The 13,631-nt window shown below is 61.6% G+C and carries 14 protein-coding genes; all 14 read right to left on the reverse strand.

Translation table 11 applies throughout. The annotated features are described in order from the left end of the window. Positions 1–38 precede the first annotated feature (38 nt). Positions 39–344: an urease subunit beta gene (locus AACY18_RS07205; RefSeq protein ID WP_007915947.1), complete on the reverse strand. Its 306-nt coding sequence runs from the start codon at positions 342–344 to the stop codon at positions 39–41. Then, on the reverse strand, positions 344–877 hold the full coding sequence (locus AACY18_RS07210; RefSeq protein WP_339431815.1) for a GNAT family N-acetyltransferase: 534 nt from the start codon (positions 875–877) through the stop codon (positions 344–346). Before AACY18_RS07210 ends, AACY18_RS07205 begins: the two co-directional genes overlap by 1 nt. Before the next feature lie 5 nt (positions 878–882). Next, on the reverse strand, positions 883–1,416 hold the full coding sequence (locus AACY18_RS07215) for a GNAT family N-acetyltransferase (protein ID WP_339431816.1): 534 nt from the start codon (positions 1,414–1,416) through the stop codon (positions 883–885). 9 nt (positions 1,417–1,425) lie between these two features. After that, positions 1,426–1,728, reverse strand: coding sequence for an urease subunit gamma (gene ureA / locus AACY18_RS07220; RefSeq protein WP_339431817.1), 303 nt, complete (start codon positions 1,726–1,728; stop codon positions 1,426–1,428). Positions 1,729–1,770: 42 nt separating this feature from the next. Beyond that, positions 1,771–2,610, reverse strand: coding sequence for an urease accessory protein UreD (locus AACY18_RS07225; protein WP_339431818.1), 840 nt, complete (start codon positions 2,608–2,610; stop codon positions 1,771–1,773). Between the two features lie 30 nt (positions 2,611–2,640). Then, complete coding sequence (gene urtE, locus AACY18_RS07230) at positions 2,641–3,339, reverse strand: urea ABC transporter ATP-binding subunit UrtE (protein WP_103306101.1); 699 nt, start codon at positions 3,337–3,339, stop codon at positions 2,641–2,643. Between the two features lie 46 nt (positions 3,340–3,385). After that, on the reverse strand, positions 3,386–4,255 hold the full coding sequence (gene urtD / locus AACY18_RS07235; protein WP_401159194.1) for an urea ABC transporter ATP-binding protein UrtD: 870 nt from the start codon (positions 4,253–4,255) through the stop codon (positions 3,386–3,388). Then, entirely contained in the window at positions 4,252–5,331 is a 1,080-nt protein-coding gene (urtC, locus tag AACY18_RS07240; protein ID WP_339431819.1) for an urea ABC transporter permease subunit UrtC, read from the reverse strand. Before urtC ends, urtD begins: the two co-directional genes overlap by 4 nt. Beyond that, the gene (gene urtB, locus AACY18_RS07245) at positions 5,331–6,833 is read right to left on the reverse strand and encodes an urea ABC transporter permease subunit UrtB (RefSeq protein ID WP_339431820.1); all 1,503 of its coding nucleotides are present in this window, start codon (positions 6,831–6,833) and stop codon (positions 5,331–5,333) included. The genes urtC and urtB overlap by 1 nt, the downstream gene beginning before the upstream one ends. A gap of 162 nt (positions 6,834–6,995) precedes the next feature. Next, positions 6,996–8,261: an urea ABC transporter substrate-binding protein gene (gene urtA, locus AACY18_RS07250; RefSeq protein ID WP_339431821.1), complete on the reverse strand. Its 1,266-nt coding sequence runs from the start codon at positions 8,259–8,261 to the stop codon at positions 6,996–6,998. Positions 8,262–8,587: 326 nt separating this feature from the next. Beyond that, positions 8,588–9,598, reverse strand: a complete 1,011-nt coding sequence (locus AACY18_RS07255) for a FecCD family ABC transporter permease (RefSeq protein ID WP_339431822.1) — start codon at positions 9,596–9,598, stop codon at positions 8,588–8,590. Next, positions 9,595–10,542: an ABC transporter substrate-binding protein gene (locus tag AACY18_RS07260; RefSeq protein WP_339464600.1), complete on the reverse strand. Its 948-nt coding sequence runs from the start codon at positions 10,540–10,542 to the stop codon at positions 9,595–9,597. The genes AACY18_RS07255 and AACY18_RS07260 overlap by 4 nt, the downstream gene beginning before the upstream one ends. Beyond that, complete coding sequence (locus AACY18_RS07265) at positions 10,539–11,327, reverse strand: ABC transporter ATP-binding protein (protein WP_339431824.1); 789 nt, start codon at positions 11,325–11,327, stop codon at positions 10,539–10,541. Before AACY18_RS07265 ends, AACY18_RS07260 begins: the two co-directional genes overlap by 4 nt. Before the next feature lie 113 nt (positions 11,328–11,440). Then, complete coding sequence (locus tag AACY18_RS07270; protein ID WP_339431825.1) at positions 11,441–13,564, reverse strand: TonB-dependent receptor; 2,124 nt, start codon at positions 13,562–13,564, stop codon at positions 11,441–11,443. Positions 13,565–13,631: the final 67 nt, after the last annotated feature.

A 13,631-nucleotide genomic window follows, 5' to 3' on the forward strand; every position in this document is an offset into this window, starting at 1 on the left:
GCTTGCTCGCGAAGGGGCCAGAGCAGACACCGCATTACTTAGAGATCACCCATCACCCGTCCGGCAAAACCGAACACCCGGCGATGCCCGGCGTAATCCACCAGCTCAACCTCGCGACTCTGTCCCGGCTCGAAGCGCACCGCCGTGCCGGCCGGAATATTCAGGCGCATGCCACGGCTGGCCGCTCGATCAAAGGTCAGGGCGTCATTGGTTTCGAAAAAGTGATAGTGCGAGCCGACCTGAATCGGCCGGTCGCCGCTGTTGGCGACTTTCAGGCTGACCGTGCGGCGGCCGACGTTGAGTTCGATGTCGCCGGGCTGGATCTGGTATTCACCGGGAATCATCACTGGGCTCCTTGCAGAATCTTGTAGTAGAGGGCGGTTGGCCGGTAGGTGCCGTGCGGGTCACAGGCGTAGTCGGGGATTTCACCTGCGCGGATGTAGCCAAGCGCCCTGTAGAAGTCTTCGGCTGGAGAGCCGGCTTCGGTGTCGAGGTAGAGCATGCCGCGTTTGTGTCTTGGGGCTTCAAGCTCCAGGGCGCTCATCAATTGCTGGCCAAGGCCACGCCGACGGGCGTGTTCGCGCACGAGCAGCTTCTGCACTTCGGCGCGATTGAGGCCGTTGGCCTTCTGGCACAGTCCCAGTTGCACGCTGGCCTGCACTTGCTCGTCCTTGACCACCACCCAGAGCAACACGCTGCCTTTGTTGATGTTGTCCTGAACCTCATCGAAATAGGCGCGAGCCTGAGCCGCATCGAGGTCGGCCATGAATCCGACACTGGCGCCATAACCCACTGCATCGAGCAGCAGATCGATCAGGCCCTGACGATAGTGGGCAAAGCTTTCAGCATTGACGCGGCGCAGTTGGGCGGCGTTCATCGATGTCACTCCTTGTTGGCGTCAGGCGGCTGCGCGCCAGGGTTGAGGGTGAGCTGCATGAAAGTCAGGTCGAGCCAGCGACCGAACTTGGTGCCGACTTGCGGCATCTGGCCTGTGGTGATGAAACCGGCGCGTTCATGCAGAGCAATCGAGGCAGCGTTGCCAGTTTCGATGGCGGCGACCATGACGTGTTTGCCACAGGCCCGGGCCCGCTCGATCAGCACGCTCATCAGTTGCGGGCCGAGGCCGTTGCCGCGTTGGTCGCTGCGCACATAAACCGAGTGCTCGACGGTATGACGAAAACCGTCGAATGGCCGCCAGTCACCAAAAGAAGCGTAGCCGAGCACCGCGTTGTCGGCGTCGACGATCACCAGAATCGGATAAGCCTGGGCCTGACGGGCGCTGAACCATGCCTGACGGTTGCCGAGGTCGACGGGCGCGTCGTTCCAGATCGCCGCGGTGTTGAGCACCGCGTCGTTGTAAATGTCGCGGATCGCCGGCAGGTCGGCATGCAGCGCATCGCGAATGCTGTAAGTCATGGCCCGGCCTCAGACGATCGGTTGGTGAACAGTGACCAGTTTGGTGCCGTCGGGGAACGTCGCTTCGACCTGGATCTCGGGGATCATCTCCGGGATGCCTTCCATCACTTGTTCGCGGGTCAGCAGGGTGGTGCCGTAGTGCATCAGCTCGGCCACGGTCTGGCCGTCACGGGCGCCTTCGAGCAGCGCGGCGCAGATGTAGGCCATGGCTTCGGGGTAGTTGAGCTTCACACCGCGCGCCAAACGCCGCTCGGCGACGAGGCCGGCGGTGAAGATCAACAGCTTGTCTTTTTCGCGTGGGGTCAGGTCCATTGTGGATATCCATCAGGGCAGATTGAAAAGTTGTCATGCATTTCAGGTGTTCCAGATTCTTGGGGGCAGGGCGTCGCGGCCTAGCAGGGCGGGGCGCAGCAAGCGCCACAAGTCGATCAGCCAGGCGCGGGCCAGCAGTGCCTCGCTCGCCAGGCAACGGGCAACCAGCAATCCCGGCAACTGCGTCAGATCCCCGCGCACGTCATGGCCCAGCGAGCGGCAGTGTTCCAGCCGTTCGGCATCAATCTCACCGGTCACCAGCAACGTGGCAAACACCGGTTGGCCGTCCAGCCCTATCGGCGAATCGAGCAAACCGTCATCGCCGACAATGCGCTGGCGCTCATGCCAGAGCAATCGACCGTCGCGACGAATATCCAGGTGCGATTGAAAATGCCCGAGGTCGAAACGCTCGCCGCTGGCCGGACGACCCAGCGCCACCACGTCCCAGTAGAACAGCCGCGCATCCCCCTCAAGCTCAATCGAGGTGGTCAGCTCGGCCTGTGCTGCGCTGTAGACGATGGTTTCCTGTGGCAGCCATTCCAGCGTTGCTCCGGCAGCGACTTTCAAGTCGAGCTTTTGAAAGGCCGGGCCCGCGGCGCGATACCACTTGGCCGCGCCGGGGCTGGTGATCTGCGCCCAGGCGTGTGGTTCGACGCGGGCGCTGATGTCCAGCCGATCACCGCCGGCAATGCCACCCGGCGGATGGACGATGATGTGCTGGCAGACCTCGGGGCCTTCGGCATACAGATGCTTCTGCACCCGCAGCGGGCCGAGGTGTCGGCGCTGCACCGGGCGCGTGCAGTCGCCGAAGCGGGCGTACGCCAACTCCAGCTCGGCATGCCAGCTCGGGGTAAACAGGGCAGTCGTTAAAGGTAAATTCATGTTTTCTGATTATCGTCAGGACGCTACAGGTTAGATCGTAACCAGTCCGCGCACACCCTCGGCTTCCATGTTTTCTCCGCGTCCCTGCTGGACAATTTCGCCCCGGGACATCACCAGGTACTGATCGGCCAGTTCAGCGGCGAAATCGTAGAACTGCTCCACCAGCAGAATCGCCATGTCGCCTCGGGCGGCGAGCTTTTTGATCACCGCGCCAATCTCCTTGATCACCGACGGCTGAATACCTTCGGTGGGCTCGTCGAGGATCAGCAAACGCGGGCGGCTGGCCAGGGCTCGACCAATGGCCAACTGTTGTTGCTGACCACCGGACAAGTCGCCGCCGCGCCGCTGCTTCATTTGTAGCAGCACCGGGAACAATTCGTAGATGAAACCTGGCACCTCTTTGGCTTCGCTGCCGGGAAATCGCGACAGCCCCATCAGCAGGTTTTCTTCCACCGTCAGGCGGCCGAAGATTTCCCGGCCCTGCGGCACATAAGCGATCCCGGCGTGCACCCGCTGATGCGGCTTGAACGTGGTGATCGGTTTGCCTTCCCAATTCACTGCGCCTTCCTTGGCCGGCAACAGACCCATCAGGCATTTGAGCAGGGTGGTCTTGCCCACGCCGTTGCGCCCGAGCAGGCAGGTGACTTCCCCGACCTTCACGTCAAAGCTCAGGCCGCGCAGGATGTGGCTACCGCCGTAGTACTGGTGCAGCTTGTCGACTTGCAGCATGTTCAGAGTCTCCTCAAATCCCCTTGTGGGAGCGGGTGTTTGCAGTTCAGCGGCCCAGGTAGACCTCGATCACCCGCTCGTTTTCCTGCACCTGCTCAAGCGACCCTTCGGCCAGCACGCTGCCCTGGTGCAACACCGTGACGTGATCGGCAATCGAGCCGACAAAGCCCATGTCGTGTTCCACCACCATCAGCGAATGCTTGCCTGCCAGCGACTTGAACAGCTCGGCGGTGAATTCGGTTTCAGCGTCGGTCATGCCCGCGACCGGTTCGTCGAGCAGCAGCAGTTGCGGGTCTTGCATCAGCAACATGCCGATTTCCAGAAACTGCTTCTGGCCATGAGAGAGCAAGCCCGCCGGGCGATTGACCGAGGCGGTCAGGCGAATGGTCTCCAGCACTTCGCTGATGCGATCCTTCTGCTCGCCACTGAGGCGCGCACGCAAACTGGCCCACACCGACTTGTCGGTTTTTTGCGCCAGTTCGAGGTTTTCGAACACGCTCAGCGCTTCGAACACCGTCGGCTTCTGGAACTTGCGGCCGATGCCGGCCTGGGCGATCTGCACTTCGCTCATCTGCGTCAGGTCCAGGGTTTCGCCGAACCAGGCCTTGCCGTGGCTGGGGCGCGTCTTGCCGGTGATCACGTCCATCAGCGTGGTCTTGCCCGCGCCGTTGGGGCCGATGATGCAGCGTAATTCGCCGACGCCGATGTACAGGTTGAGGTTGTTCAGCGCCCGGAAGCCATCGAAGCTGACGCTGATCTCTTCCAGGGTCAGGATCGTCCCGTGACGCGTGTCGAGCCCCGGGCCAACGCGCTGGCCAAGGCCGATCGAGTCGCGGCTGGTGCCCTCATCCTTGTTGGGCTCCACGGGAAAAAAGGCCGGTTCGAGCATGAATTCAGCACTTGCCGTGACTCTCATTGTTCACCTCGTTTCTTCAGCAGACCAATCACGCCTTTGGGCAAATACAGGGTCACGATGATGAACAGCGCACCGAGGAAGAACAGCCAGTACTCGGGGAACGCCACGGTGAACCAGCTCTTCATGCCGTTGACCACGCCGGCGCCAAGCAACGGCCCGATCAACGTGCCGCGCCCGCCGAGGGCGACCCAGACCGCCGCTTCGATGGAGTTGGTCGGCGACATTTCGCTCGGGTTGATGATCCCCACCTGCGGCACGTACAGCGCACCGGCCAAGCCACACAACACTGCGCTCAACACCCAGACAAACAGCTTGAAGCCACGCGGGTCGTAACCGCAGAACATCAGGCGGTTTTCCGCATCGCGCAGCGCCGTCAGCACTCGGCCGAACTTGCTTTGCGCCAGACGCCAGCCGATAAACAGACTCGCCACCAGCAGCAACACCGTGGCCAGGAACAGCACCGCACGGGTGCCCGGTTCCGTGATGCCGAAACCGAGAATCGTGCGGAAATTGGTGAAGCCGTTGTTGCCGCCAAACCCGGTCTCGTTACGGAAAAACAGGAGCATGCCGGCGAAGGTCAGGGCCTGGGTCATGATCGAGAAATACACGCCCTTGATCCGCGAACGGAAGGCGAAGAAGCCGAACACCAGCGCCAGCAAACCCGGCGCCAGCACCACCAGGCACAGGGCCCAGACAAAGCTGCTGGTGCCGGCCCAGTACCACGGCAATTCGGTCCACGACAGGAAGGTCATGAACGCTGGCAAATCATCACCGGCGGCCTGACGCATCAGGTACATGCCCATCGCATAACCGCCGAGGGCAAAGAACAAGCCGTGGCCGAGGGACAGCAGACCGGCGTAACCCCAGACCAGATCCAGCGCCAGCGCGACGATGGCGTAGCAGAGGATTTTGCCGACCAGCGTCAGGGTGTACGCCGAGACATGCAGCGCGTTTTCCGGCGACAACAGCGACAGCAAAGGCATTGCGATCAGTAGCGCGAGGATCACCGCGCCAACGGCAATCGTGATTTTCGGGCCAGCCTTTTGCGTGGCCGTGACTAATAGAGGCTGGTTCATCAGTCGATCACCCGTCCTTTGAGTGCGAAGAGGCCTTGCGGACGTTTCTGAATGAACAGAATGATCAGCGCGAGGATCAGGATCTTGCCGAGCACCGCACCGATCTGCGGTTCGAGAATCTTGTTGGTGATACCGAGGCCGAACGCCGCCAGCACGCTACCGGCCAATTGGCCGACGCCGCCGAGCACCACCACCAGAAATGAGTCGATGATGTAGCTTTGGCCGAGGTCCGGGCCGACGTTGCCAATCTGGCTCAGCGCCACACCGCCGAGGCCGGCGATACCGGAACCGAGACCGAAAGCGAGCATGTCGACGCGTCCGGTCGGCACGCCGCAGCAGGCGGCCATGTTGCGGTTCTGGGTGACCGCGCGCACGTTGAGGCCCAGGCGCGTCTTGTTCAGCAGCAGCCAGGTCAGCACCACCACAAACAGCGCGAAGGCGATGATGACGATGCGGTTGTACGGCAGCACCAGATTCGGCAGCACCTGAATGCCACCGGACAGCCATGCCGGGTTGGCCACTTCAACGTTTTGTGCGCCGAACAGTAAACGCACAAGCTGAATCAGCATCAGGCTGATGCCCCAGGTGGCGAGCAGGGTTTCCAGCGGTCGGCCATACAAGTGGCGAATCACCGTGCGCTCCAGCGCCATGCCGATGGCGGCGGTGACGAAGAACGCCACCGGCAGGGCGATCAGCGGATAGAACTCGATGGCCTGTGGGGCGTAGCGCTGGAACATCAGTTGCACCACGTAGGTCGAGTAGGCGCCCAGCATCAGCATTTCGCCGTGGGCCATGTTGATCACGCCCAGCAGACCGAAGGTAATCGCCAGGCCCAGTGCCGCGAGCAGCAGGATCGAGCCGAGTGACATGCCGCTGAACGCCTGGCCGAGTATTTCGCCGATCAACAGTTTGCGTTTCACCTGAGCGAGGCTGGTTTGGGCGGCAGTGCGCACGCCGGCATCGGTTTCGACACCGGGTTCAAGCAAGCCTTCAAGACGAGTGCGAGCCAGCGGATCGCCGGTTTTACCGAGCAAGCGCACGGCGGCCAGCCGCACGGCCGGGTCAGTGTCGACCAGTTGCAGATTGGCCAGGGCCAGACTCAGGGCGGCGTGGACGCTTTCATCTGTTTCGCCAGCCAGTTGCTGGTCAAGGAATTTCAGCTGCGCGGGTTTAGCGCTTTTCTGCAATTGCTGCGCGCCAGCCAGACGGATTTTGGCGTCGGCGGCGAGCAATTGGTGGCTGGCCAGAGCGGTGTCGATCAGCCCCCGCAGGCGGTTGTTCAGGCGCAGGGTTTTGGCTTGGCCGTCGACGGTCAGTTCGCCTTGTTGCAGGGCGTTGATCAGCTCGATACGGGCCGGTTCGGGCTGCGCGGCCCATTCTTGCAGCAGTTTGGCCTGTTGCATGGGGTTGGCGGCGACGAAGTCTTCGGCGTCGCCGGCATGGGCGGCCATCGGCAGCAGGAGCGCGATGGCGAGCAATAGACGGTAAAGGGCAGTCAGCATGTCATTGGCCTTACGCGGACAATGTGGGAGCGGGCTTGCTCGCGAATACGATGGGTCAGTCACATTGATGTTGGATGTGCCGCCGTCTTCGCGAGCAAGCCCGCTCCCACAGGGAATTGCATCAGGTCCGGGTTTTGTACTCGGGCCCTGACACCCAGTGGCTCAGTTGCTCTTCACCGCATAATCCGGCTTCTTGTCGTTGCCCTCGATAAACGGGCTCCACGGCTGCGCACGGATCGGGCCTTCGGTCTGCCAGACCACGTTGAACTGACCGTCGCTCTGGATCTCGCCGATCATCACCGGTTTGTGCAGGTGGTGATTGGTCTTGTCCATGGTCAGGGTGTAGCCCGACGGTGCGGCAAAGGTCTGGCCGGCGAGGGCTTCGCGGACTTTGTCGACGTCGGTGGACTTGGCTTTCTCCACGGCCTGAGCCCACATGTGGATGCCGACGTAGGTGGCTTCCATCGGGTCATTGGTCACCGCTTTGTCGGCGCCCGGCAGGTTGTGTTTCTTCGCGTAGGCTTTCCAGTCCGCGACGAACTTCTTGTTCACCGGGTTCTCCACCGACTCGAAGTAGTTCCATGCCGCGAGGTTGCCCACCAACGGTTTGGTGTCGATGCCGCGCAACTCTTCTTCGCCCACCGAGAAAGCCACCACCGGTACGTCGGTGGCTTTCAGGCCCTGGTTGGCCAGCTCTTTATAGAACGGCACGTTGGAGTCGCCGTTGACCGTGGAAATCACCGCCGTCTTGCCACCGGCCGAGAACTTTTTGATGTTGGCAACGATGGTTTGATAGTCGCTATGACCGAACGGTGTGTAGACCTCTTCGATGTCCTTGTCGGCCACGCCTTTGGAATGCAGGAACGAACGCAGGATCTTGTTGGTGGTGCGCGGGTAGACGTAGTCGGTGCCGAGCAGGAAGAAACGCTTGGCGCTGCCACCTTCTTCGCTCATCAGGTATTCAACCGCCGGGATCGCTTGCTGATTGGGCGCAGCGCCGGTGTAGAACACGTTCGGCGACATCTCTTCGCCTTCGTATTGCACCGGGTAGAACAGCAGACCGTTGAGTTCTTCGAACACCGGCAGCACCGATTTACGCGACACCGAGGTCCAGCAGCCGAACACCACGGCAACCTTGTCCTGGGTCAGCAACTGCCGGCCCTTTTCGGCGAACAACGGCCAGTTCGACGCCGGGTCGACGACAACGGGCTCGAGCATCTTGCCATTGACGCCGCCCTTGGCGTTGATCTCGTCGATGGTCATCAGCGCCATGTCTTTGAGCGATGTTTCGGAGATCGCCATGGTGCCGGACAACGAATGCAGAATCCCGACCTTGATGGTCTCGGCGGCCTGGACAGTCCAGGTCATGCCCATCGCGGCAATGGATGCCGTGAGTGTGAAAGCCTTGATCAAACTGCGACGCTTCATTGTGCGATCTCCATGAACGTTAAAGTTTTTTATGGTTGGCAGATGCGGACGACTGAAGGGTGTTTTGCAAGGGCTGTGCCCGGTCGGGGATGGGCAGGAAAATGTCGGTTTAGAGCGCTTGCGCGTGGGTTGGGTGCACCATGAAGGAACGCTCGTGGAGCGTTGGTGCAGGCGGCCGCGCCAGATTGGGGCGCGATCTGGTGGTAAACAAAAATCAAATGTGGGAGCGGCTTGCTCGCGAAAGCGGTCTGTCAGTCAATGCATAAGGTGACTGGCACGACGCCTTCGCGAGCAAGTCCGCTCCCACAGTTTTGAAAGGTGGAGAGTCAGCGACGGCGCATCAGACCGATGAAGAACAGCCCGCCAATGGCAGCGGTCGCGACGCCGATGGGCAGGTCTTCGGGGGCGATCATTGTGCGCGCGGCCACATCGACCCAGATCAGAAACACACTGCCGAGCAACATGCACACCGGCAGCAAGCGCCGATGTTCGGCGCCGACCAGACGCCGCGCAATGTGCGGCACCATCAGCCCGACAAACCCGATGGAGCCGCTGATCGACACCAGCACCCCGGTCATCAACGAGGCGATGACAAACACCCGCAAGCGTACCGAGCGAGCATTCAGGCCGAGGGTCACGGCGGTCTGCTCGCCCGCCATCAACGCGTTCAATGGCCGCGCCATGCCCAGCAGCAAAAACAATCCGAGCAATACGCTGGCCGCGGGCACCGCGAGCAACTCCCAGCGCGCCAGCCCGAGTCCGCCGAGCATCCAGAACATCACCGCTGAACTGGCGCGGTGATCGCCCATGAACAGCAGCAGATTGGCGATCGCCATCATCACGAACGACACCGCCACACCGCACAGCAGCAAGCGATCGCTGTCGAGCCGGCCATGGCGACTGGCAATCGCCACCACCACGAGCATGCTCAGCAACGCGCCAATGAACGCCGCAATCGGCAAGGTCAGCAGGCCGATGATTTCACCGACGTGCAGCACCACAATCACTGCGCCCAACGTCGCTCCGGATGTCACACCGAGCAGATGCGGATCGGCCAGAGGGTTGCGCGTCACCGCTTGCAGCACCGCGCCGATCAGTGCGAGGCCGGCACCGACCAGCGCCCCGAGCAACATGCGCGGCACGCGGATCAGCCAGACGATATGTTCCTGCCCGGCGCTCCAGTTCAGCTCGCCGAAACCGAGCGTCTTGTGCAGGATAATCCGCCACACCACGTCCACCGGCACCCGCGCCGGGCCGAAGCCGAGCGACACCACACACGACACCAGCAACAGGGCGCCGAAGGCCATCAGCAACAGGGCGTAGCGACGGTTGATCATTCGCCGTGGAAACCTTTGGCCAGTGTTTCAACAGCCAGCACGTTGTCGATTCCCGGTGTGGCCTGCACATACGGAATGACGATAAAGCGCTGGTTCTTGATCGCGTCCACCGATTGCAGGGCCTTGTTCTTCAGCAGGAATGCGATCTTTTGATCGGCGGTGATTTCGCTGTAGTCGACGATCACGATGACCTGCGGATTGTGCTCGACCACGGTCTCCCAGTTGACCCGCGTCCAGCTCGCTTCGACGTCATCGAGAATGTTGCGCCCGCCGGCGGCATCAATCAGCGCTTGCGGCATGCCGAGACGGCCGGACGTCATGGCGCGGTCTTCGCCGCTGTCGTAGAGGAACACTCGCGGCTTGTCGGCGGGCAGGTCTTTGCGGATCTCGGCGACCTGATTCTGCATCCCGGCGATCAGTGCATTGGCGCGATCCTGCACGTCGAAAATCTTCCCGAGGTTGCGCAGGTCGTTATAGGTGTCGTCCAGCGTCGCCGCCGGGCGCTTCATCACGAACGCGCAGGACTCGGTCAGCTCATACACATTGATGCCCAGCGGTTGCAGGGTTTGCGGCGTGAGATCGCCGCCCACGCGCATGCCGTAATCCCAGCCAGCGAAGAAGAAATCGACGTTGGCGTTGAGCAGGGTTTCCACCGACGGATATTTCGCGGCCAGCTCCGGCAAACCGTCGAGCAGTGACTGCATCTGGGGCGTCACTGACTTCCAGCCACTGACGCCGCTGTAACCGGCCATCCTCGGTTTGAGGCCAAGGGCGAGCATCATCTGGGTCATGTTGATGTCGTGGCTGACCGCGTGTTTTGGCGCTTCCTTGAACGTCACTTCGCGGTTGCAGCTTTGAACGGTCAGCGGGTATTTCGTGGCCTCGGCCAAGGCTTGGGCACTGCACAGCACAAGAGCGACGCAAAGCAGGGAACGCACAGTCATGGTCGGGTTATCCAGGTGATTCGCGGGTAGTCGTGAAGGGGGTGAGAGTCGATCAATGCCTCGACGCCGAAGACGTCACGCAGCAGTTGGGTGGTGAGGACTTCTTGCGGTGTGCCACTGGCGACGATGCGGCCGTGGTTGATCACGTACAGTCGATCGCAGAACGCGGCGGCCAGGTTCAGGTCGTGGATGCTGGCGAGGGTGCCGATCTGCAGGCGCTTGACCCGTTGCAGCAGCTCAAGCTGATAACGCGGGTCGAGGTGGTTGGTCGGCTCGTCGAGGATCAGCAGTTGCGGTTGCTGGGTCAGGGCGCGGGCAAGGATTACCCGCTGTTTTTCACCGCCCGATAGCGTGGCGAAAGCGTGGTCTTCGAAGCCGTCGAGACCGACGGATTTGAGCGCTTGAGTCGCCAGGTTGCGATCTTCCTGCGTGTCGCCATCGAACAGGCCTTTGTGCGGCGTGCGGCCCATGGCGACCACTTCTTCGACGGTCAGGCCAAAGGCATCGGGGAATTCCTGCAAGACCACGGCGATGCGTTTTGCGCACCAGCGCGAGGATTGCTTCCACACATTGTGGTGATCGAGTCTGACCTCACCGCTTTCCGGCTGACTGAATCGATAGGCGCACCGCAGCAGGCTGGTTTTGCCACTGCCGTTGGGGCCGATCAGCCCGACGAACTCACCGGCGGCCACTCGCAAGGAGGCGTCACGCAGCTGGAACTGGTGATGGCAGTGGCCGTGGCCCAGGGGTGTCCAGGCGAGGTTGGCGATTGTCAGTGAGGTCATCGTCTACTCTGAAATATCGGGTGCTGCTGATGACGCCTTCGCGAGCAAACCCGCTCCCACAGTGGAACGTATTTCAATGTGGGAGCGGGCTTGCTCGCGAAGGGGCCGGTGAATCAAAAGGTGTAATCAGCAGTGACAAAGAACGACCTCGGCTCGCCGAGTATCCACTGCTGGCCCTCATTGTATTGGCTTTGTGCGTACTGGCGGTCAAACAGATTGTTCACCTGCAAGCCCAGCGTGGTGTTGCGCAAGGCTTTCCACGACAGGGTCGCATCCACCACGGTGTAACTCGGCAGCTTATTGCGGTTGGCCATATCGGCGTAGCGCGCATCGACATAACGCACGCCCGCACCGGCCTGCAGGTCATCGCTGATGCTTTTGTTCAGCCACAGATTGGCGGTACGACGTGGTACATCCAGCGGACGGTTGCCGTTGTACGACAGGGTCTGCCCGTTCACCGCTTCGGAAAAATCGTCGTACTTGGCCTTCACAATCGCCGCGTTGGCTTGCAGTTGCCAGGCGTGCGGCAATTGCAGGTCAAGGCTGGCTTCCAGGCCATTGGACGATTGCTGGCCGACTTGCTGCTTGAGCGTCGGGTTGCCCGGATCGTCGGTCAGCAGCTTCTTCTTGACGATGCGATAAGCCGCCAGCGTGAACTCGCCGCGCTGATCCCAGAACAATTGCTTCAGGCCGATTTCCGTCTGCCGGGCAGTCGATAGATCGTATTGCTGCTGGCTCGGGCTCAGGGAAATCAGCCCGCCGACGCCATCGGTGCTGGTCGCGACCTGGCCATAGAACGAAGTCTGCGGCGTCAGCGCAAACACCAGCCCGGCCTTCCAGTTGTTGCCGGTCAGGGTCTTGTCGCTCTGGCTAATGTCGACCAGATTGTTGCGATCCACGTGCACGTAGTCGCGGCGCACGCCGGTCACCAGCGACCAGCGCTCGCTCAGTTGCGTAAGGTTCTCGGCAAACACCGACATCTGTTTGGTGGTGCTGTCGAACTGATCCCGGTACGGGTTGGCGCTTTCGAAGTAGCCCGGTTGCGGGTGATACAGATCCAGCGCCTGGCCTTTGGGCAGCACGTCGTTGAACGGCGAGTTGCTGTCGAGCTGGAAGCGGATGCGGTTGTAATCGACGCCGGTCACGGTCTGGCTGTCGAGGCCGAACAGCGAGTGCTTGAAGGTGAAGGTCTGACGGTCGCCGACCTGCTCCTGTCGGTGGCCGATGCCGAAATAGCCACTGCGGCTGAGTTGTTGGGTGGCGGTGTCGAAGTTGTAGTTCTCGGCGTTCTGCCAGCGGCGCTGGGCCTTGAGGTAATACAGCTCGTTGCTGGCGCTGACCGCGTCGTTGATCTGCCAATCCGTGGTCAGGCGCGTCCACTGATCGTTGTAGTGCTGCTGGTCGTCGCGCACGTTGTAGTTCTTGTAGCGCAGGCTGTCGTGCAACCGGCCATTGATCAGCGGCGTGCCAAAGTAGTTTTGCGGGTGCTGGTCGCCGTAATCGTGGGCGAGGGTGAAGGCCAGATCATCGGTGGCCTGCCAGCGCAGGGCAGCGCTGATGAAATCGCTGGACGAGTCGCCGCGATCAATCCAGCCGTTGCTGCGCAAGCGATTGAGATTGAGGCGATAGCTCAGGGTGTCGGTCAGCGAACCGCCGCTGTCGAAGGCCTGCTGCTGGCTGTCGTAGGAGCCATAGCCGACGCGCACATGGTTTTCGATTTCACCTTCGAACGGCTTCTTCGGGGTCACGTTGACCACCGCGCCGGTCGCGCCTTCGCCGTACAACACCGAGGCCGGGCCGCGCAGCACATCGACGCGTTCCACCGACCAGGTGTCGACCGGAAAGGTCACTGTGCCCATGCCGCTGTACATTCGATTGCCGTCATACAACTGCATCACCGAACTCTGCCCGGTAAACCCGCGTGCCTGCAACGAGGTGCCGCCATCGCCTGGCGTACCGGTGCGGCTGATGCCGGTGCTGCGCGACACGGCGTCCTGCACGCTGCGATCGCCCCGGGCGCGAACCTGTTCGCCGCTGAGGCTTTGGACGCTGGCAGGGGTTTGCATGGCGTTGAGATTCAGGCGCGAGCCGGCGGTGGTCGGCGTGTTGAGGCTGACGCTTGCGTCGTCGATGACCGGTGCGCTGATGGTGCCGGTGGGCAGTGTCAGCGCCTGGTTGTCGGCATGGGCGTTGTTCAGGCCGAACAGACAGAGGCTGGACAAGAGGTACTTGTTCATCGGGGTGGTGAATCACTTCTTCAAAAGAAAGCCCGCAACTTTTGGTTGCGGGCAGAGCGGCATATTT

The sequence above is a fragment of the Pseudomonas sp. EA_65y_Pfl2_P74 genome, assembly GCF_963970575.1.
Taxonomy (GTDB): domain Bacteria; phylum Pseudomonadota; class Gammaproteobacteria; order Pseudomonadales; family Pseudomonadaceae; genus Aquipseudomonas; species Aquipseudomonas baetica_A.